This window comes from Pectobacterium polaris, from assembly GCF_002307355.1.
In the GTDB taxonomy this organism is placed as follows: Bacteria; Pseudomonadota; Gammaproteobacteria; order Enterobacterales; family Enterobacteriaceae; genus Pectobacterium; species Pectobacterium polare.
In genome coordinates, this window is the sequence record NZ_CP017481.1 from 4,094,131 (window position 1) to 4,114,993 (window position 20,863).

The 20,863-nt window shown below is 46.7% G+C and carries 22 protein-coding genes; 15 read left to right on the top strand and 7 right to left on the bottom strand.

The window, feature by feature from the left end; genetic code table 11:
* Positions 1 to 10 precede the first annotated feature (10 nt).
* The 6 genes from BJJ97_RS18405 to BJJ97_RS18430 all read right to left on the bottom strand — a co-directional run bounded on the left by BJJ97_RS18405 (position 11) and on the right by BJJ97_RS18430 (position 7,384).
* A complete protein-coding gene (locus BJJ97_RS18405; RefSeq protein ID WP_095994894.1) occupies positions 11 to 754 on the bottom strand; it encodes an SDR family NAD(P)-dependent oxidoreductase in 744 nt (247 codons plus the stop codon).
* Positions 755 to 763: 9 nt separating this feature from the next.
* Complete coding sequence (locus BJJ97_RS18410; protein ID WP_095994895.1) at positions 764 to 1,000, bottom strand: acyl carrier protein; 237 nt, start codon at positions 998 to 1,000, stop codon at positions 764 to 766.
* A gap of 23 nt (positions 1,001 to 1,023) precedes the next feature.
* Positions 1,024 to 1,671 carry a NeuD/PglB/VioB family sugar acetyltransferase gene (locus BJJ97_RS18415; RefSeq protein WP_095994896.1) on the bottom strand — a complete coding sequence of 216 codons (648 nt, stop codon included), beginning with the start codon at positions 1,669 to 1,671 and terminating at the stop codon, positions 1,024 to 1,026.
* Positions 1,668 to 2,825 carry a DegT/DnrJ/EryC1/StrS family aminotransferase gene (locus BJJ97_RS18420; RefSeq protein WP_095994897.1) on the bottom strand — a complete coding sequence of 386 codons (1,158 nt, stop codon included), beginning with the start codon at positions 2,823 to 2,825 and terminating at the stop codon, positions 1,668 to 1,670. The genes BJJ97_RS18415 and BJJ97_RS18420 overlap by 4 nt, the downstream gene beginning before the upstream one ends.
* A gap of 112 nt (positions 2,826 to 2,937) precedes the next feature.
* Positions 2,938 to 6,372: an O-linked N-acetylglucosamine transferase family protein gene (locus BJJ97_RS18425; RefSeq protein ID WP_095994898.1), complete on the bottom strand. Its 3,435-nt coding sequence runs from the start codon at positions 6,370 to 6,372 to the stop codon at positions 2,938 to 2,940.
* 184 nt (positions 6,373 to 6,556) lie between these two features.
* Entirely contained in the window at positions 6,557 to 7,384 is an 828-nt protein-coding gene (locus tag BJJ97_RS18430; RefSeq protein ID WP_095994899.1) for a flagellin N-terminal helical domain-containing protein, read from the bottom strand.
* 326 nt (positions 7,385 to 7,710) lie between these two features.
* On the opposite strand from BJJ97_RS18430, the gene fliD reads away from it, so the two are divergent.
* The 3 genes from fliD to fliT are packed head-to-tail and all read left to right on the top strand — an operon-like array spanning position 7,711 to position 9,920.
* Positions 7,711 to 9,099, top strand: a complete 1,389-nt coding sequence (gene fliD, locus BJJ97_RS18435) for a flagellar filament capping protein FliD (protein ID WP_095994900.1) — start codon at positions 7,711 to 7,713, stop codon at positions 9,097 to 9,099.
* A gap of 30 nt (positions 9,100 to 9,129) precedes the next feature.
* A complete protein-coding gene (fliS, locus tag BJJ97_RS18440; protein WP_039485679.1) occupies positions 9,130 to 9,540 on the top strand; it encodes a flagellar export chaperone FliS in 411 nt (136 codons plus the stop codon).
* Positions 9,540 to 9,920 (top strand): flagella biosynthesis regulatory protein FliT, encoded by a 381-nt coding sequence (gene fliT / locus BJJ97_RS18445; RefSeq protein WP_095699923.1) that lies wholly within the window; start codon positions 9,540 to 9,542, stop codon positions 9,918 to 9,920. Before fliS ends, fliT begins: the two co-directional genes overlap by 1 nt.
* 283 nt (positions 9,921 to 10,203) lie before the next feature.
* Here the strand turns inward: fliT and fliE are convergent, their stop codons facing one another.
* Complete coding sequence (gene fliE / locus BJJ97_RS18450) at positions 10,204 to 10,518, bottom strand: flagellar hook-basal body complex protein FliE (RefSeq protein ID WP_010279635.1); 315 nt, start codon at positions 10,516 to 10,518, stop codon at positions 10,204 to 10,206.
* A gap of 260 nt (positions 10,519 to 10,778) precedes the next feature.
* Here fliE and fliF point away from each other — a divergent pair, with 260 nt between their 5' ends.
* From fliF to fliQ, 12 genes are all read left to right on the top strand, one after another.
* Entirely contained in the window at positions 10,779 to 12,497 is a 1,719-nt protein-coding gene (gene fliF, locus BJJ97_RS18455) for a flagellar basal-body MS-ring/collar protein FliF (RefSeq protein ID WP_095994901.1), read from the top strand.
* On the top strand, positions 12,494 to 13,486 hold the full coding sequence (fliG, locus tag BJJ97_RS18460) for a flagellar motor switch protein FliG (protein WP_039311714.1): 993 nt from the start codon (positions 12,494 to 12,496) through the stop codon (positions 13,484 to 13,486). Before fliF ends, fliG begins: the two co-directional genes overlap by 4 nt.
* Positions 13,479 to 14,201 carry a flagellar assembly protein FliH gene (gene fliH, locus BJJ97_RS18465; protein WP_039485695.1) on the top strand — a complete coding sequence of 241 codons (723 nt, stop codon included), beginning with the start codon at positions 13,479 to 13,481 and terminating at the stop codon, positions 14,199 to 14,201. The genes fliG and fliH overlap by 8 nt, the downstream gene beginning before the upstream one ends.
* A complete protein-coding gene (gene fliI / locus BJJ97_RS18470; protein ID WP_095994902.1) occupies positions 14,201 to 15,571 on the top strand; it encodes a flagellar protein export ATPase FliI in 1,371 nt (456 codons plus the stop codon). Before fliH ends, fliI begins: the two co-directional genes overlap by 1 nt.
* Before the next feature lie 8 nt (positions 15,572 to 15,579).
* Positions 15,580 to 16,026, top strand: a complete 447-nt coding sequence (gene fliJ / locus BJJ97_RS18475; protein WP_095699926.1) for a flagellar export protein FliJ — start codon at positions 15,580 to 15,582, stop codon at positions 16,024 to 16,026.
* Positions 16,023 to 17,318, top strand: a complete 1,296-nt coding sequence (locus BJJ97_RS18480) for a flagellar hook-length control protein FliK (protein ID WP_095994903.1) — start codon at positions 16,023 to 16,025, stop codon at positions 17,316 to 17,318. Before fliJ ends, BJJ97_RS18480 begins: the two co-directional genes overlap by 4 nt.
* Positions 17,319 to 17,473: 155 nt before the next feature.
* The gene (gene fliL / locus BJJ97_RS18485; protein WP_010301685.1) at positions 17,474 to 17,953 is read left to right on the top strand and encodes a flagellar basal body-associated protein FliL; all 480 of its coding nucleotides are present in this window, start codon (positions 17,474 to 17,476) and stop codon (positions 17,951 to 17,953) included.
* Between the two features lie 5 nt (positions 17,954 to 17,958).
* A complete protein-coding gene (gene fliM / locus BJJ97_RS18490; protein WP_095994904.1) occupies positions 17,959 to 18,972 on the top strand; it encodes a flagellar motor switch protein FliM in 1,014 nt (337 codons plus the stop codon).
* Positions 18,965 to 19,378, top strand: a complete 414-nt coding sequence (fliN, locus tag BJJ97_RS18495; RefSeq protein ID WP_010279616.1) for a flagellar motor switch protein FliN — start codon at positions 18,965 to 18,967, stop codon at positions 19,376 to 19,378. The genes fliM and fliN overlap by 8 nt, the downstream gene beginning before the upstream one ends.
* Positions 19,378 to 19,800, top strand: a complete 423-nt coding sequence (fliO, locus tag BJJ97_RS18500) for a flagellar biosynthetic protein FliO (RefSeq protein ID WP_039485708.1) — start codon at positions 19,378 to 19,380, stop codon at positions 19,798 to 19,800. The genes fliN and fliO overlap by 1 nt, the downstream gene beginning before the upstream one ends.
* Before the next feature lie 77 nt (positions 19,801 to 19,877).
* Entirely contained in the window at positions 19,878 to 20,573 is a 696-nt protein-coding gene (fliP, locus tag BJJ97_RS18505; protein ID WP_174866306.1) for a flagellar type III secretion system pore protein FliP, read from the top strand.
* A 20-nt stretch (positions 20,574 to 20,593) separates the two neighbouring features.
* Entirely contained in the window at positions 20,594 to 20,863 is a 270-nt protein-coding gene (gene fliQ, locus BJJ97_RS18510) for a flagellar biosynthesis protein FliQ (RefSeq protein ID WP_039485713.1), read from the top strand.

Below are 20,863 nucleotides of genomic sequence, written 5' to 3' on the forward strand. Positions count from 1 at the left end.
TTCCTCGTTCTCACCCTATACCGCCATCGATACGCACTACTTGCCCCGTGATATGGCTAGCTTTGTCAGATGATAAGAAAAGGATCACTTTCGCAACTTCTTCCGCCGTCCCGAGACGTTTAAGGTTACAGCGGGCCATCTGACGTTCTATTACCTCTTGCGCCAAACCTTCCGTCATTGCCGTTTCTATCACTCCTGGGGCCACAGCGTTAACACGAATTCCTTGCGGCGCCAGTTCTACGGACAACGTTTTAGTCGCAGCAATCAAAGCTGCTTTGGAAGAGGCATAAGAGAGTTGTCCAGAGTTGCCATCCAGAGCCGAAATACTGGAAATATTAACCACACTACCTTTTTTATTTCTAAGCATTAACTTGGTGATATATTGGGTAAAGAACATCTGCGAAAAGAAGTTAATAGCAAACGTCTTTTTCATTTGCTCCATCGTTGCCATATGAAAAAAGGCATCTAGCGTCACACCTGCAACATTAACCAAAATGTCAATAGGTTTTTTGCTTTTTTGGATCACTCCAGCGCCTTTCTTTATAGCATCTTCATCAAGTAAGTCGAAATAGACAGGGAGAATCTCAACACCATACTTATCCGATAACTCAGCAATGTACTGAGTAAATGACTCGTCTTCGGCTTGACAACAGGCGAAAACATTCGCACCTTGGCTAGCAAATGTTTCCAATGTTGACTTCCCGATGCCTTGTAGACAGCCAGTAATCACTGCGTTTTTCCCTGTCAGAAGCATAACGGTACCTTAAATTTCCACATCGTATTTATTCAGGATCTCTTTGCCTTTCTCATAGGAGGAGAAATCAATAATATCTTCAGTATCCATCATGATATCGAATGTTTCTTCTAGTGCAACGATCATCGCCATGTGCCCTACTGAATCCCAAGAAGCCGAGTCCTGATACTTGTACTCAGGTAAAGCTTCCTCTGCGACAGAAAAAACCTCAGTAAAAACATGGTTATACTTTTCTAAATTACTCATTACTATTACCTTCACTATTAAAATTATTTAAAAACACGGCCGAGATCATTTTTTCTCATTACTCTGGCAGGATTACCCAACGCAATAACACCACTTTCGATCTCATTAAACACCACGGCTCCCATGCTAATAATAGTATCATGGCCAATCGAAGTGTTTTCCTTGACCGCCGCGCTCATCCCAACAAATGTTCTTTCACCAATAGTGCAATGCCCTGCCAACGTAACAAAGGTAGATAACACAGCATGCTCACCAATCACGCAATCATGACCGACACTGGCATACGGCTGCAAAAATGCATTATCTCTAATAATCACATCGCAGGATACATATACTCCCTGACACAATACACTGCCTTTACCTACCACCGTACAATCCGACAGATAAACACTGGGATGAATCAGCGTAGCCAGCGTTAACCCGCTAGCTTTAACTTTATCTGCCAAGCTTTCTCTGGCAGAAGGTTCGCCTACAGCGATAACAACTTCAACATCACAAGCCATACTGATAGATTCAAAATCCCTGACGGCAATGCCTTTAAGCTCACGCCCAGGATTAAAATCATCAATAAGGACAACTTCATTCCACCGAGACTGATGTGTATTAATGAGTTGCGCCAACATTAAGACTTCTCGACCTAATCCACCTGCGCCATAGATAGCCAGTTTCATGATCCAGTTCCCATTGAAGCAATACCCACAGGCGGCTGTACCTGTTCCACTTGTGCAAGGATAATTGCAATAACCCTATCTTGATCTTCTTCATTCAGTTCAGCATGGATAGGTAGGCAAAGTACTGCATCAGCAACTTTATTAGCATTCAGTAAGTTAGACTCAGCAGCACTGTCTAATCCACGATACATAGAAAACGCACTAATGAGCGGATAAAAATAACGGCGAGCGAAAATTCCCGCGCCCTTCATCAGATCATAAAGCTCATCACGCGTACATGGGAAGGTTTTCTCAATAAACAGAGGGCAGTACGCCTGATTCCAATCAATATTTTCAGGTACTTCGATCAACCGTAGGCCTGGAATGTTTTGTAATGCAGAACGATAACGTTGATAAATACTGCGTCGTTTTGCCAACGCATGGTCAATATGTTTTAACTGCAACAAGCCAAAGGCGGCCTGTACTTCATTCATCTTACCATTGATACCAGGAGCTACGACGGTTAGCTCATCAGCAAAACCAAAATTCTTTAGATAATCAATACGTTTCTTGGTTTTAGCATCACGGCAAATAATTGCGCCCCCTTCGATGGTATTAAATACTTTCGTTGCATGGAAACTGAGGATAGACAAATCGCCATGGTTTAAAACACTACTCCCTTCTTTTTTAACGCCAAAAGCATGGGCAGCATCATAGATTACACGTAATCCATAGTTATCAGCCACTTGCTGAATACGCTCGACGTTAGCGGGGATACCATAACAATGCACAGGTAAAATAGCAGAGGTAGCAGGAGTGATCGCTTCTTCAATTTTATCTGGGTCAAGGTTACAGGTAACAGGATCGATATCGACAAATACCGGTTTTAAACCATTCCACAACAGACTATGAGACGTTGCAACAAAGGAATAAGGCGTTGTAATGACTTCACCAGTGATTCGTAGTGTTTGAAGAGCAGTAAGCAGTGCCAATGTGCCATTACTAAATAGGCTCAGGTATTCAACACCCAGATATTGCGCCAGTTCCTTTTCCAATTGTTGATGGAATGCACCGTTGTTTGTCAAATATTTGTTCTGCCAAATTTCTTCCAAATATGGCGTGAACTCATCTAACGGTGGAAGCAATGGGCTTGTTACATATACTGGACTTTTCATTATCGTTCTCGCAAAGATTAATAGTCATAGCACTGAGACAAACAACCAATCAGCCAGGTAAAACATAATCCGACGAATAAAGAGCACAGCTGCTGCCCTGTGCCCGCATCACTCATACAATATCGTGTTCAATAGCAAGGCTTGTCACAGCCTCTCCTGCGCAATAGCGCTGCCAAACTATCCGCAAAGCACGCTCAAAGTAGGTTGCTGGTGTTATTTTTTCATTGCCGTCTATCGTTAGCTGAGCACGCAAATTAGAACGAACTAACGCGAGTTCGTCTAAACGCTGAGTCCAGTTGGTTGACCGCCGGATGTAATCCTCTTCGGAGGTTGCAATGAACTCGGATAACCCAGCTGCACTCAATGTTGCAACGCCTTGACGGGTAGCAAGTGTTTTACCCGATATCGTCAGCGTAGGAACACCCATCCACAAAGCATAGTTTGTCGTCGTTCCGCCAGTATAAGGAAAGGTATCCAACAGAAGATCGATCTCGTTGTGCATCGCTAAATATCCCGTTACATTAGTTCTTCCACGGAAGATTAATTGCTCAGCTAGCACCCCCATAGACACCATCTTATTACGAATATTATCGATAACCTGTTGACCTGAAAGTGCGCCAATAATCATCTTGCTGGTAGGTAATTCCGTCAAAATTTTTGACCATACCGTTAAAACCTGATCATTGATTTTTTTCGGGCGATTAAAACTGGCAAATGTAAAGTAGCCGTTATCAAGAGCCGGCAGTTTCCCGACATCAGGGCTGTCTGTGATTGGTTTGAATTGCTGAGTGAATGGCACATAAAGTGCTTTTTCAATAAACTGGGTTTCGAAAATTTCAGGCTGCGGAGCAAGATTAATACTCATAAAATAATCCATGGCCTGTAACCCCGTTGTCCCCGGATAGCCGATCCAGCTAATCTGGATTGGTGCTGGCTTCAACGCAAACATAGGTAAACGGTTATACGCAGTATGGCCCGAAAGATCGAATAAGATATCTATCTTGTCTTCACCAATCAGCTTTGCCAGATCAACATCGCTCTTATCTCTTACAAAATGCCAAGCCGCAGTTTTTTCTCTTAAACGCTGGGTGGCTTCATCATTCAATGTTGATGTTGCATAGACATATAATGAAAAACAGTCAAGATTAATTGAATTCCAAACTGGTTCAAGAAAATTAGTCACCGGATGTAGCCCTAAATCTCCAGAGACAAAACCGATACGTAAAACCCGATTAGGATTTTTATCATACTGGCGCTCAGGGAGTTGTAGCTTCAATTTCGCTACTTTAGCCTCAGTACGCAGACCAAACTCGCGGTGTTCCTGGAAAAGGGTTTCTGGTGAAATCGTACTACTATGCGTTAAGCCAAAGAGAAAGTTACTATGCAGATTCGAAGCGTTAGGAGAAAGCTCCATAATACGCCGATAATAATTATTTGCTTCGTCCTGTTGAGAATTTGACTCATAAATAGCCGCCATGCTATTCAATATAGATACATCGTTTTCATTCAGGCCAATAGCTTTTTTTCCGCAAAATTCCGCTTGTTCTAAGTTATAGTAACTTAAATGCACAACAGCTAAAAGATTCCAGGCCTGTGCGTTTGCTGGATCGCATCGGATAATTTTTCGTACCAAATTCAATGTTTCGCGCTTTAGCCCTGCGTCCTGGCTTTGGGTTGCCAGATCGTAATAGACACTCCAACTGAACAAATGTCTGGAGATAATTTGTACTAATGCTAAGGAAGCGCCTTCTGCGTCCCCTGTTTTTCTTAATGTGTCGGCGAGTAGGTTCCAGTTTTCAATATTCTCAGGATCTTTTTGTGTCAATCTCTCTGCAATATACCTTGCCTGAATGAAGTCACCATTGGAAATTAACCAAGCAATCTCCTTCACCGTTTTATCAGCAATTTTAATCGCTTTTACCGAATTCCCATTTGTGAGTAAGGGTGATTTGTACACACCACCAGTTTTAGGATCGCTGACATAAAACACTAATGCACCGATATACGACATAATCTCCTTTATGCCGGAACTTGCTAGTAATGCATCCTGGAAGTAGCGGTGCCATGCACGAACCCTCCCCTGTAAAACACCGTGCTGATGCAAACGCCGCATAACAGGGAAGTAATTTTCATCTTGCTGACAACCCCACAAATCCCAAGAAGCCAGAGATATCTTTTCAGCATCCGACAACTCTAGCGATACGGGTTCATGCCAGAAGTTAAAGTTGTCTTTTACCTTTAGGACACCAGGCAACAGGCAGAGCGCAGGCAATGAACTCTTCTGATAAACACATTCACCAAGTCTAAAATGCAACTCACCTAACCCTTTGACAAACAAAGCTCTCAATGCATTCTGCAAGTTAACTCGTTCATCTGTTTCAGGTTTTTCTGGTTCACGAGTGTTAAATAAAAGTTGCTGAAAAGACTGAGCTAATGGCCAAGATTCACCTAACGTAGTTAACACACGCTGCGTCAGAGGATGGCTGGTTGTAACCATGACGCCAGAGGCAGAACGCCATCCGTTAGTGCTTGTCCCCTGCTCTGTATAAAACGGAAGGAAACTGCCAGCCCAGTGAAAATCGGCCAACCGAGACCAATCCGGCTCAGGTAAGACTTCTTCTGAACGTTCTTGTGCCACAAGTAAAGTAAATCTACTTTCTCTTCCAACAGCAAAATCAAGATATTGTTGCTTCAACACTTTGTGCATCGACGCACAAATGACCTGATGCATGCTAGAAACATTTTCACCGTAATGTTCAGCTAATTCTGTATGTGGCTGAATATCGCCGACATAAGTCAGGCCAGCTCCAGTGGCTAACGTGTTAAAATCTAGCAGATAGCATGGCTCATTCAGGCCCTGTAGATAATTCAGCGCTAGCTGAACATCACTCTGCTGTTCAGCCTGTTCAACCCATTTCCGTAGCGCCTTTTCCTGAGCATTATTGGGGGACAGCCCTAGTGACAGATAAGTCAGCATAGCTCTGGCACTTTCTTGCTGTTGTTCCACTGTTTCGGCCAGGCTTGTATGAAGGATTAATGCATCCTTCAATACCTCCGCTGTTTTCCCGCCGGGATACGTAGCGTATTTGAAGCTTATCGCACCAACAGGAGAAAGATGCTTCTGGCAAAATTGCAGTAATGCAATTCGAGCTTCACCGCTCACCAAGCCAAAAATGCCATGCACAATAATATAATCGAACTGCCCTAACTCGCTTTCCAGCAGGGTGTTTAAATCAGTCGCCGCAAGTTGGAGATTCTCAACGCCGAGTTCACTCAGCAGTTGTTGCCCTTCTTCAACCTTTTCCACGTCCAAATCGATGCCAATAGACGAGCTCTGAGGATAGGCTAGTGCAAAAGGAAGAAGATTCTCCCCAGCCATACACCCAAGCTCTAGCACCCTTGCATTTTCAGGTGCAGCACATTTTACGCCGTGTAACCACGCAACGGCTTGTAGATGTGCCGGCGAGGTATAAGGAAGGATAGTAGAAACAGCAGCACTATTGGCAGATGAAGGAATACCAACAGACGAGGGCGCATTACGAACCATTAGGGAGCAGACCTATCTCTATTCACAATAACTTATTAACCTAACAAAAATCAGGAATAACAATCGAAAGAACAGCACTGCCTTCGCAGGGCAATTATCAGCATCACTGCAATACATATAAAAAAACCAGCCCGAGGGCTGGTTCAGCATTATCATTGTAATGATAAAGGTGTATGTCGAAAAATTAACGCAGCAGAGACAACACGTTTTGTGGAACCTGGTTAGCCTGAGACAATACAGAAGTACCAGCCTGTTGCAGGATATTAGCCTTGCTCATATTGGACACTTCAGTTGCATAGTCAGCATCTTCGATACGACCACGAGCAGCAGACAGGTTGTTAACCGTGTTGTTCAGGTTAGTGATGGTAGATTCAAAACGGTTCTGAATCGCACCCAAGTTACTACGAGCAGTGTCAACCAATTTCAACGCAGCATCAATTGAGCTGATTGATGCTGTTGCAGCAGCAGCGGTTGAAACATCCAGGCCAGTAACACCCAGATCGCCAGAAGAAGAACCAATCAGCGCGGTTGAACCGATAGTGATGGCATCGTCCGCTTCGGTATTTGCACCAACCTGAATAGAAAGGTTAGCATCGCCTTTCAGCAGATCGATACCGTTGAATTTAGCGGTATTGGTGATACGGTCGATTTCAGAAACACGCTGAGAGATTTCAAGTGCGATTGATTCACGGTTTTCAGTGGTGTTGGTGTCACTTGCAGCCTGAACTGACAGCTCACGAATACGCTGCAAGTTGTTGTTGATTTCGTTCAGGTTAGTTTCAGCAGTCTGAACCAGAGAAATACCGTCATTGGCGTTACGAGAAGCCTGAGTCAGACCTTTGATCTGTGCAGTCATACCGTTTGCAATCGCCTGACCAGCAGCATCGTCTTTAGCGCTGTTGATACGCAGACCAGAAGACAGACGCTCGATAGCAGTACCCAGAGAAGACTGAGATTTGCTCAGGTTGTTCTGAGTCAGCAGAGACATTACGTTAGTGTTAATACCGGCCATAATAGAATTCCTTAATCGATGAGGTGTAAGTTTCGGGTTAGACCCACGGGTTCATCCCCGTCGCTAACATTTATCGGAACGCTTTTCAGAAGCTTTAATTTTTTTTGCCACATTTATTTTTAAACAGGTTCTCATCTTTTAATAAGTGCCCAGGCCATCTTGTGATTTTTCTTCATCCACAATCGGAATTACGGCATGATGAGGATGCCCCACCAAGGGACGGTATGGCACAGTAAAAGCTACGTCAGCTTACCTGCTAAACTTATTACTGATACTGCCGATAACTCTCACATAGACAGCTAAACTCGGAATAAAAGGATTCGATCATGGCAAGCATTTCCTCATTAGGTGTAGGCTCAGGTCTGGATTTATCAACATTGTTAACTAATTTAAGGACTGCTGAAAACCAGCGCCTAACACCAATTACCAGTCAGCAAAGTAGTTACAAAGCTCAACTTACGGGTGTTAGCTCACTCAAAAGTGCCCTCGACAAATTCAATACCGCTAACAACACCTTAGCCAAGTCCGAGTCTTTTGGTATCGTGACGGGTTCTATTGATGGCATTACTAATACCAAGGTCTCCAGCACCAATAAGGCTTTCACTGCTACAACAGCCAGCAAGTCAGTTGCAGGCAGCTATAGCGTAGAAGTAAAACAATTAGCGCAAGCACATTCGATTACGTCTTCGGTTCAAACCAGTGCAACAGCCGCATTAAGCGCAACGGATACTACGCTTAAGATTGCTCAAGCTGACGGAAAATCACTGACCATTGACATTAAAGGAGGAGAAACCTCACTCAATGGTGTCCGTGATGCGATAAACAAAGCGAATGGTGGAGTGACCGCCAGCGTAGTGAAGGCGAAAGATAACGAGTACTATTTGATGTTAACCGCTAAAAATAGCGGTGAAAAAGGTGAGATTACATTAACTGATAGCGGCAATGTTTTGGGTTCAACAACCGAGAAAGTCGCGGCACAAAACTCAGTAATTATTGCAAACGGTATCGAAATTGAACGCCAAAGTAATACGATCGATGATGCATTCGAAGGTGTCACACTAACGTTGCAAGCAAAAACAGAAACAGGCAAACCTGAAACCTTGACCATCGATCAAGATATTACTGGGATGAAAGACGCGGTTAAGGCATGGGTTGATGCCTATAATGCTCTACAAGACACCATTATTTCACAAACCAAATACACCGCCGTTGACGCAGGGGAAGCTCAGTCCACTAGCAACGGAGCCCTGATAGGCGACTCAACCGTCCGTGGTATCCAGGATAAACTCAAATCCCAGTTGACGACCGTTCAGAGCTCAAGCGGCGAATTTCGCATTCTTGCTGATTTAGGCATTACACAAAACTTTAAGACAGGCAAGCTTGAAATAAACAATACGGTTCTCGACAAGGCGCTGAAAGAAGAGCCAGGAAAAGTGCAAGAATTTTTCGTAGGGAACAATGATAAAACCGGTTTTGCAACACAGACCCGGAGTTATTTGAAAGAAGTTCTCGATACGAAAGAGGGAACGATTAAGACTAAAGAAGATAGTATAAACAGTACATTGAAATCGTTAGATACTCAGTACAAACGAGTCAGTGACGGTATCGAACAGACAATTGCTCGCTACCAGAAGCAGTTTACTGACTTGGATAAAGCCATGTCTAATATGAGCAGCACCGTCAACCAGTTGACCAGCATGTTCTCTAAACTCTAAATTCTCGATGAAAGACATATAGGTAATCTGATGTACAACATGAAAGGCAGCCAGGCCTACGCTCAGGTAGGCCTTGAAAGCAGTGTGATGAGCGCAAGCCCGCACCAGCTTATCGTCATGCTGTTTGATGGTGCGCGTAGTGCAATGGTGCGCGCACGCATCCTCATGGAGCAAGGTGATATACCAGGTAAAGGCATGGCGTTATCTAAAGCAATTAATATTATCAATAACGGACTAAAAGCGGGATTAGACATGGAAAGAGGGGGGGAACTCGTTGAAAATCTGTCCGCCCTGTATGACTACATGTCTCAACGTTTGTTGATTGCTAATCTACATAACGATCCCAAAGCGATAGAAGAAGTCGAAGTATTACTGGAAAATATCGCTGATGCCTGGCGGCAAATCGGCCCTAATTACAAACCAGAGCAGGAAGTACGTTAATGGCCTCCCCCCATCGGCTTCTAAAAGATTACCAACAGCTTTTGTCTCTGAGTCAAAAAATTCTTCATTTGGCCGTCAGCGGCCAATGGGATACGTTGGTTGAGCAAGAGATTGTTTATGTTCAGTCCGTTGAAGGCTTAGTTAACACGCCAATTCCTGATGAAATTGACAGTATGATGCGTTTGCATCTGCGACAAATTTTGCAGGAAGTGATGGATAATGAAGCAAAAGTAAAACAACTTCTGCAGAAGCGAATGGACGAATTAAGTTCGTTAATGGGGCAATCACTGAAGCAAAAGTCAATTAATACGACTTATAGCGAATTTGCAGGGCAGCGACTACTACCTGGTGAACCCTTTCCTGACGAAACACACTCATAACGTACTATAGATTAAGGTTATGCCGTCTTCAGCGCGTCTTTGGTTTTATACGAGACGCGTTTTTTATCCACAAACGGTGCTGGTGCTTTTACTCTGCATGCTCAGAGTATCTGGCATAACAAAATCAGTGCGCGTTAAGAATTTGAAGATTGGAGGGTTTGAAGACAAGGAGTAAACAGGCGGGTACTCAGCACAAATAAAGATTGTGCGTAATTTCATTGCATTAACAGTGAGATTACGCACAATGGCTTTACTGGTTGCCGATTGATGCCATTAAACGACATCAAACAGACATATTCATCACTTCCTGATACGCAGATACCAGCTTATTACGCACCTGAATGCCCATCTGCATTGAAATGGATGATTTCTGTAAATCCACCATCACATCATTCAATGCTACGCCTGGCACACCCAAGGTAAATTTTTCAGCCTGCGTACGAGCCGTCTGCTGTGTGTCGCTGATCTTATCGATCGCGGCTTTCAGCTCACTGGCAAAACCAGGCTCTACCGATGGTCTGGCTATTGGCGTGTCAGCAGCCTGCAGAGCTTTGACCTGCATTTGCTGTAAAACACCATCAATACCTTGAACTGACATAACACCTCACTACATCATACAGAGTAGACTGCTTATGCATTTTCTATGACAGCATTACCCTACCACACAGCTTTTCAGATAAATCGCACAATTAGCGCGAAAAATGCCACCTTATCGACCCATCGATTTTTCTTTTACGGAAAATAATGACATGCCGATAAATGTAGGCGAAATGTTTTATTGATTGCGCAATCAGGGAGTTCTGTTTTGTCACGTCACAACGTTAAGTATATCGTTCAACAACCAAGCAGAGATAGAGTATGAACGCCTCATTAACCGGCTCCGCTACCGGTAAAAATAGCTTTGGCGAAATACTCAACCGGTTACGCGCCAATCCGAAGATCCCACTATTGATCGCAGCAGCTGCGGCCATTGCCATCGTCGTTGCGTTGACTCTATGGGCCAAAGGCCCAGATTATCGGGTTCTTTATAGCAACATCAATGACCGAGACGGCGGTGCGATTGTCAGCGAACTAACAAAGCTGAATGTTCCTTATCGTTTTGCGGAGAACGGCGGCGCGATCATGATTCCCGCCGAAAATGTCTATGAGACCCGACTCCGACTTGCTCAATTGGGGCTGCCAAAAGGCGGTGCTGTTGGCTTTGAATTGCTCGATCAGGAAAAATTTGGCATCAGCCAATTCAGTGAGCAGATAAATTACCAGCGTGCGCTGGAAGGTGAGCTGTCCAGAACGATAGAAACGCTCGGCCCTGTCCAGAATGCGCGAGTTCACCTTGCCATACCGAAGCCTTCACTGTTCGTTCGTGAACAAAAAGCCCCCTCTTCTTCTGTCACCCTGACATTACAGCCGGGTCGTGCATTAGATGAAGGTCAAATCAATTCCATCGTTTATATGGTTTCCAGCAGCGTTGCTGGCCTGCCACCAGATAATGTTACGGTCGTCGATCAGACAGGACGCCTGTTAACCCAGGCAGGCGGCAGCAGCCGCGATCTGAATGCTGCGCAACTGAAGTACAGCAACGAAGTCGAGGCGATGTACCAACGCCGCATAGAGTCAATCATCGCGCCGATGGTTGGCATGGGTAACGTACATGCTCAGGTCACCGCGCAAATCGATTTCTCTGCTCGCGAACAAACTGACGAGCAGTATCAACCTAACCAACCGCCAGACAAAGCGGCTGTTCGCTCTCAGCAAACCAGCCAGAGTGAGCAAAAAGGTGGCCCGAACGTCGGTGGCGTTCCAGGTGCATTAACCAATCAACCCGCACCGGCACCTACAGCCCCTATCGCGACACCGCCAAATAATGCCAATGCGAACAATCAGGCTGGTCAGCAGAACCAAAACAATGCGGCAGGTGCGCAAGCTAATGCGGCAAATGCAAATACCGTTATTCAGACATCAAATGTTCGTAACGATGCAACAACCAACTATGAAGTCGACAAGACGATTTTACATACCAAACACAGTTCGGGTGGTGTGAAGCGCTTGTCTGCAGCCGTTATTGTTAACTACCAGCCTCCTGGTGAGGACGGCAAACCGATTGCACTGACGGAAGAACAGATCAAACAGATTGAAACAGTAGCACGCGAAGCAATGGGCTTCTCCACTGAACGTGGCGATACATTAAATGTCGTGAATACGCCATTTATGGATAGCACTGACGGTTCTGGCGAACTCCCCTTCTGGCAAAAACAGGCATTTTTCGATCTCCTGATGGAAGCTGGTCGCTGGCTGCTGGTTCTGATCGTTGCCTGGATTCTGTGGCGTAAACTGGTTCGTCCACAATTGCAGAGAAAAGCACAGCAACAAGAAGCGGCGCTGGCGGCGGCGGCCCTATCTCAAGGTACAGACAGAGATATTATGGTCAACTTGAGTAGCTCGGAAGTTGAACAGCAGCGGAAATCGCAGCAACGCGTCAATGCAGAAATGCAAAGTAACCGCATACGCGAAATGGCAGAGAACGATCCACGCGTTGTCGCTCTGGTAATCCGTCAATGGATGAGTACTGAACTATGACCCTCACAGGAACAGAAAAAAGCGCCATCTTATTGATGACCATTGGTGAAGACCGCGCCGCGGAAGTGTTTACTCATCTTTCGACTAAAGAAGTGCAGCACCTGAGTTCTGCAATGGCGAACATGAGACAGGTATCACAACAGCAGTTGCTCGAAATTCTGAGAGAATTTGAGGCTGACTCAGAGCAATATGCCGCTCTCAGCGTGAATGCGGGTGACTACCTTCGTTCAGTGCTTGTCAAAGCTCTTGGTGAAGAGCGAGCGTCTAGCCTGCTGGAAGATATTCTGGAGAGCCGCGACTCTACGAGTGGAATGGAAACACTCAACTTTATGGAGCCGCAGATTGCCGCAGACCTTATTCGCGACGAACACCCGCAGATTATCGCAACAATCTTGGTGCACCTGAAGCGTGCTCAGGCTGCCGATATCTTAGCCCTGTTTGACGAACGTCTTCGTCATGACGTTATGCTACGTATCGCGACCTTCGGCGGCGTTCAGCCTTCCGCACTGGCAGAATTGACAGACGTTCTGAATGGCTTGCTGGATGGTCAGAATCTCAAACGCAGCAAAATGGGTGGTGTTCGTACTGCGGCTGAGATTATCAACCTGATGAAAACCCAGCAGGAAGAAGCGGTTATCGATGCTGTACGCGAATTCGATGGCGAACTGGCACAGAAAATTATCGACGAAATGTTCCTGTTCGAAAATCTGGTGGACGTGGACGACCGCAGTATCCAGCGCCTTCTGCAAGAAGTCGAGTCCGAGTCTCTGCTGTTGGCATTGAAAGGTGCCGAAGAGCCTTTACGCGAGAAATTCCTGCGCAATATGTCTCAGCGTGCTGCAGAGATTCTTCGCGACGACCTTTCAACTCGCGGTCCAGTACGTATGTCGCAGGTTGAAAACGAACAGAAAGCCATTCTGCTTATCGTCCGTCGACTGGCAGACAGCGGCGAGATGATTATCGGTGGCGGCGAGGATGCTTATGTCTAACGCTCCCAAAAACCTGGCCTGGCAGCCTTGGAAGCCTAACGATTTGGCTGAACCCGTTTCAAAGTCCGTTCCAACCTATCAGGTAAGTGATGAACCTGAATTGTCGGACATCGAGAATTTCTCTGAAGAAAACGTCCTTTCTACCGCAGAGGACGAACTCGCCTCTCTGCGTGAAAGCACGATGCAACAGGCACGAGAAACGGGTTTTGCGCAAGGCCACCAACAAGGTTATGACGCAGGTTATCAGGAGGGTTTAGCCAAAGGGCAACAGCAGGGCTTACAAAACGCCTTGCAGCAGCAGCAGCCGATCATCGAACAAATGCAGCACATGGTCACCGAATTCCAACAGACGCTGGATACACTCGACAGTGTGATCCCCGCTCGTTTGATGCAGTTGGCGTTGACCGCAGCCAAGCAGATTCTGGGGCAACCTCCGGTATGCGACGGTAATGCGCTGCTCGGTCAGATACAGCAATTGATTCAGCAAGAGCCTATGTTTTCAGGTAGAACGCAGTTGCGCGTTCACCCTTCAGATCTGGAACGTGTTGAACAGTTTTTGGGCCCAACACTCAGCTTACATGGTTGGAGATTGCTTGCCGATAGCCAACTTCACCCTGGCGGTTGTAAAGTCAGCGCGGAAGAAGGCGATTTGGATGCCAGTCTGGCAACACGCTGGCACGAACTTTGCCGTTTAGCCGCACCAGGAGAACTATGATGACTTCGCGCCTCGGACGCTGGCTTTCTTCTCTCGATTCATTTGAGAAGCGCATTGATGACACGCCTTCGGTGCGTCGTTACGGCCGCTTAACCCGGGCGACAGGTTTGGTATTGGAAGCGACAGGGTTACATATGCCACTGGGTGCCACCTGCCTCATTGAGCGGCAGAATGGCTCACAGGTTGAAGAAATCGAAAGTGAAGTTGTCGGTTTCAACGGGCAAAAACTCTTTCTTATGCCGCTGGAAGAAGTTGAAGGTATTACCCCCGGAGCACGTGTCTACGCCCGCGTCGGCCAAGACAGCAGCAGCCAGGGGAAGCAATTACCATTAGGCCCTGAATTACTGGGCCGAGTACTGGATGGTAGCGCAAAACCGCTGGATGGTTTACCTGCGCCGGATACAGGATATCGCGCAGCGCTGATTACGCCACCGTTTAACCCATTACAAAGAACGGCTATCGACAGTGTTCTGGATGTAGGTGTTCGAGCCATCAACGCATTGCTTACCGTGGGTCGGGGGCAGCGAATGGGTCTGTTTGCGGGTTCCGGGGTGGGTAAAAGTGTGCTGTTGGGTATGATGGCACGCTATACTCAGGCTGACGTCATCGTTGTTGGACTTATCGGTGAACGTGGCCGAGAAGTGAAAGACTTTATCGAGAATATCTTGGGCACGGAAGGACGAGCGCGCTCCGTCGTTATTGCCGCACCGGCTGATGTTTCTCCATTATTAAGGATGCAGGGTGCCGCGTATGCCACGCGTATTGCTGAAGATTTTCGCGATCGCGGGCATCACGTTCTACTCATCATGGATTCGCTCACACGTTATGCCATGGCACAGCGTGAAATTGCTTTAGCGATTGGCGAACCGCCAGCAACCAAGGGTTATCCCCCTTCTGTCTTCGCTAAATTACCTGCGCTAGTAGAGCGCGCAGGAAATGGTATTCATGGAGGTGGTTCAGTCACCGCCTTCTATACTGTTCTAACAGAAGGTGACGATCAGCAGGATCCTATCGCTGACTCCGCTCGTGCCATCCTTGACGGGCATATCGTATTGTCACGTCAATTAGCTGAATCAGGCCATTATCCGGCAATTGATATTGAAGCATCGATTAGTCGTGCGATGACAGCGCTGATCGATGAAGGTCATTATGCTTCTGTAAGGCAGTTTAAACAGTTACTATCCAGCTACCAACGTAACCGTGATTTAGTCAGTGTTGGTGCCTACGCCGCAGGCAGCGACCCTATGCTTGATAAAGCAATTCGGCTTTACCCGCACCTGGAAGCCTTCTTGCAGCAGGGTATGTTTGAACAAAGTAACTATGAAGAGTCCTGCCAGGCGTTGCACACTATTTTCCCTCGTAACGAGTAGGAGAGCAGATGAAAACCCAGTCACCGCTGGTTACACTACGCGAACTGGCGCAGAAGGACGTTGAGAAAGCAGCAGGCCAGTTGGGTCAAGTGCGTCAGGCACATCAACAGGCCGAGCAGCAGCTCAATATGCTGTTAAACTATCAGGATGACTATCGTCAAAAATTGAACTCGACGATGTCCTCTGGTATGGCAAATAATAGCTGGCAAAATTATCAGCAGTTCATCCGAACGTTAGACGGTGCAATTGAGCAACACAGGCAACAGCTCTCGCAGTGGACATCACGTTTAGATTTAGCAATGAAGACCTGGCAAGAAAAACAGCAACGCTTGAACGCATTTGAAAAACTGCAGGATCGCGAACTGACAAGACAGCTTGCCAAAGAGAACAAAATAGAACAAAAACAAATGGATGAATTTGCCCAACGGGCCTCACAGAGGAAAGCAGAATCATGAATCTGTCCGCGTTACCTATAGCTACCACTGCCAGTGATACAAGCGGTTCTTCCGCTTCGTTACTGACACAGGGTGAGCTGCCAAAAGATTTTGTTGATCTGTTGAGCAAACGCATATCACAAGTAGCCGATACTTCGGGTAAAAAAACGCTCGATAAAGTAGACGAAGAAGCCCTGCTAAGCGCGTTAGGGAAAGATAATGCTTCGCTGAGTCGTGACGATTTAAATGCCCTGCTTTCTTCCTTCAGTTCTCTCACGGGAGCAACGATTACAGCGGGTAAGCAAAATCCAGAAATTATAGGGCAGGCGAAGTTTAAGAATCTGGACAAAAAAGAGAGTGACAGCACGGCAAATGACACTATCGCCATGCAGGCACTGCTTGCCATGTTGCAGACAGCGCCGCTTCCTACACAACCTGCCGCTGATAGTATTGCAGCAACTGCCGTAAATGCAGGGTTAATGATTCCGGGGCTTACTGACGCTAAACGCCAGAATGAGGCGTCCGCATCGGTACTAAGCAATACGGGCGAAAGTGCTAAAGGCACGCTGGCAAAATTACTCGACACGTCAGTGATGCCAGATAAAGATGCAGGCCTATCACGCGATCTACATCATGCAGCCAAGCAAACCTCATCAGCAACAACCGAATCTGCGGATGAGGCTGCAAAGTTTGCGCTAACGACGCCAAACTCCCTTGCAGGCGATCGCAATGTGTCTGAATCAGTCTCTACGTTAGGCAACGGCGCGTCTCAAACAACGCCGCCTGTCGCACAAGCGATGCATATTCAACCGACATCGGTGGGAACAACCACCCCAGCCCCTCAGGCAACTAGCGCACAACTGAATGCACCATTCGGTTCACCGCAATGGCAAGATGCATTGGGCCAGCAAATCATTATGTTCAGCCGTAATGGTCAACAGACCGTAGAGTTACGTTTGAACCCACAGGAATTGGGTGCCCTGCACATCAGTCTAAAAATTGATGATAACCAAGCTCAAATTCATCTGGCTTCAGCAAGCGGTCAGGTTCGTTCAGCGCTGGAAGCTGCGCTGCCTCACCTGCGTAATGCGATGGCAGAGAGCGGAATTAACCTTGGCCAGAGCAGCGTAGGTAGTGATTCCTCTGCCTGGCAGCAGCAAATGGCGGGTAATAACAACGATGGCAACAACCGTGGCCCGTCTTACCAACAACAATTTGGCCATTCATCAGACAGCACAAGTGAATTATTAGACGTACCAGAACAGTTAAGATCAATGGCATCATCGGTCAACGGCGTTGATATCTTTGCCTGAAAGTGAAGTAAACGAATAAGTTAGCACGATTTTCCCTGCCTATTCTCTGTATTGAACATTGCAATAGGCAGGATAATCATCGACATTACGCATTTATTTATTGTTGGTTTCATCCAGCAATAAATATCGATAAGTAACGGGAACTATCTTTGGCTATGTCTGATATGCAAGTTCGACCAGGACGTAAACGGTCTATTTGGCTAATACTACTGATTATCGTTGCTCTCGCTGCAACTGGTGCTGCGGGCGCCGCGTGGTGGCTATTAAGTCAGAAAAATGCGGCAACGGCTGAGCAGGAAGCACCGCCACCGCCAGAGCCTGTTTTCATGCCACTGGATACCTTTACCGTTAATCTCGTCAATGCAGATAATGACCCTGACCGCGTGTTGTATGTTGGATTCACGCTGCGTTTACCAGATGAAGCCACGCGTACACGGTTTACTAATTATCTGCCAGAAGTTCGCAGCAGACTGTTATTACTGCTTTCTCGTCAGGACGCGATTGCACTTGCCAATGAGCAAGGTAAACAGAAGCTGATAGAGCAAATTAAGCAAGTGCTAAGCCCACCATTAGTTCCTGGTCAACCTAACCAGGTCGTTACTGATGTTCTGTTCACGGCCTTTATACTGCGGTAACCATTATGGGCGATAGTATTCTTTCACAAGCAGAAATTGATGCATTATTAAACGGCGACAGCGGCGATAGTGATGCTGACGCAAATGCAGCATCAAAAACGGATAGCGGCGTTAAGCCCTATGATCCGAATACTCAGCGACGCGTTATCCGTGAGCGTTTACAGGCGTTAGAGATCATTAATGAACGTTTTGCTCGCCAGTTCAGAATGTCATTATTTAACCTGTTGCGCCGTAGCCCTGATATCACCGTAGGTGGAATCAAGATCCAGCCTTACCATGAGTTCGCCAGAAACCTTCCGGTACCGACGAACCTGAATCTGATTCACTTAAAACCGCTACGTGGTACTGCATTATTTGTATTTTCACCAAGCCTGGTATTTATCGCCGTAGATAACCTTTTTGGCGGTGATGGGCGCTTCCCGACGAAAGTTGAAGGACGTGAATTTACCCACACAGAGCAGCGCGTAGTTAAGCGTATGTTGCGCTTGGCTCTGGAAGCCTATGGCGAAGCCTGGAATGCGATTTACAAACTTGACATCGAATACGTACGTTCAGAAATGCAGGTCAAGTTTACCAACATCACGACGTCGCCTAACGATATCGTCGTAACGACACCGTTCCATGTTGAAATCGGCTCACTGACTGGCGAATTTAACATCTGTATTCCTTTTTCAATGATCGAACCGCTTCGCGAACTGCTCGCGAACCCGCCATTGGAAAACTCTCGTCAGGAAGACCAGAGCTGGCGTGACACCCTAGCCAAGCAGGTACAGCATTCCGAATTGGAACTCGTTGCAAGCTTTGTTGATATTCCGCTGCGATTGTCCAAGATTCTGAAGCTGCAGCCCGGCGACGTTTTACCGATCGACAAACCTGACAAAATCGTTGCTCATGTTGACGGCGTGCCTGTGCTGACCAGCCAATATGGCACATTAAACGGGCAATATGCCCTACGTGTTGAACATTTGATTAACCCTATATTGAATTCTCTGGATAACGAGGAACAGCCCCATGAGTGACACCAAGAAACCGTCCGACGATAAGGAATCAGTGGACGATCTGTGGGCTGATGCATTTAACGAGCAGCAGGCTGCAGAAAAACCGGCCGCGACAACGGAAGGCATTTTTAAGTCGCTAGACGGTCATGATCCGCTGGGTGCCCTGCAGGATATCGATCTGATATTGGATATTCCTGTCAAACTCACCGTTGAGCTTGGCCGAACCAAAATGACGATAAAAGAACTGCTGCGTCTGACCCAGGGGTCTGTTGTTGCACTTGATGGTTTAGCGGGTGAACCGTTGGATATCCTGATTAACGGCTATCTGATCGCTCAGGGTGAGGTTGTTGTTGTATCTGACAAATACGGTGTTCGTATTACAGATATCATCACACCATCCGAACGTATGCGCCGCCTGAGTCGTTAATGGCAACAGCCTCGATATCATCCCCGGCCCCAGTAGCAAGTCAGCAGTCAACACTTGTTACTGAGCCACCACTTACCGGCAGCATGTTACTGACACAGGTTGGTAGCGTGCTCGCTGGTATTTTATTATTTATTCTGCTGATTGCCTGGCTGGCTCGCAAACTCGGCTTTGCTCCCCAAGCCAAGCAAAACAAGTTGCTAAAAGTGGTATCCAGTTGCCCTATCGGGCAGCGTGAACGTGTCGTCATTGTAGAGGTTGATAATACCTGGCTGGTGTTAGGTGTTACGGCTCAGCAAATCACACCGCTGCATACACTTCCGGCACAACCAACCAACGACAGTTCCTCCACTGGCGATACCAAGCCGGTAGATTTCAATCAACTGTTAAAGAAAGTTTTAAAGCGTCCGGAAAAATCGGAATGAGTGTCTTGCCTAATTATTTTCGTATCACCGCCCTGCTTCGCACACTGCGCAATGGTTTAGCTATCGGTTTATTATTCATGGCACCATCCGTATGGGCACAGCTTCCCGGAATTGTGACGCAGCCGCTACCTAACGGTGGACAGAGTTGGACGCTATCAGTACAAACACTGGTTTTCCTCACGTCATTAACATTTCTTCCTGCCGCATTGCTAATGATGACCAGCTTCACCCGCATCATTATTGTACTGAGTTTGTTACGTAATGCGCTGGGTACACCAACCGCACCACCGAACCAGGTATTGCTCGGGTTGACGCTTTTCCTGACATTTTTTGTCATGTCGCCAGTATTCAACCGCGTTTATGACGAAGCCTATCTTCCCTTCAGTCAGGATCAAATCAGCATGGAAGTCGCCATAGAACGTGGCGCGGAACCCGTGCGTGAGTTCATGCTGCGGCAGACCCGGGAAACCGATCTAGCGTTATTTACCCGGCTGGCAGCAATTCCAGAGATTCAGGGGCCTGAAGCAGTACCCATGCGTGTACTTCTCCCCGCATTTGTGACAAGTGAGCTAAAAACCGCGTTCCAGATCGGTTTCACCGTGTTTATTCCTTTCCTTATCATCGACCTCGTTGTTGCCAGTGTATTGATGGCGCTGGGTATGATGATGGTTCCTCCGGCGACAATTTCGTTGCCTTTTAAACTCATGCTTTTCGTATTAGTCGATGGCTGGCAACTGCTACTCGGTTCATTAGCCCAAAGTTTTTATAGTTAGACGGATAGAGGAATGCGACTATGACACCAGAATCGGTGATGGCGCTTGGCTATGAAGCAATGAAAGTAGCATTGGCACTGGCGGCGCCTCCCCTGATGGCGGCACTGCTCAGCGGATTGACTATTAGCCTCTTGCAGGCTGCTACCCAAATAAACGAAATGACACTGTCATTTATCCCTAAAATCCTAACGGTGTTCCTTACCTTAGTGATCGCAGGTCCCTGGATGTTAAACCTCATGCTGGACTATATGCGTACGCTATTCGGCCAGTTACCTAATATTATTGGGTAA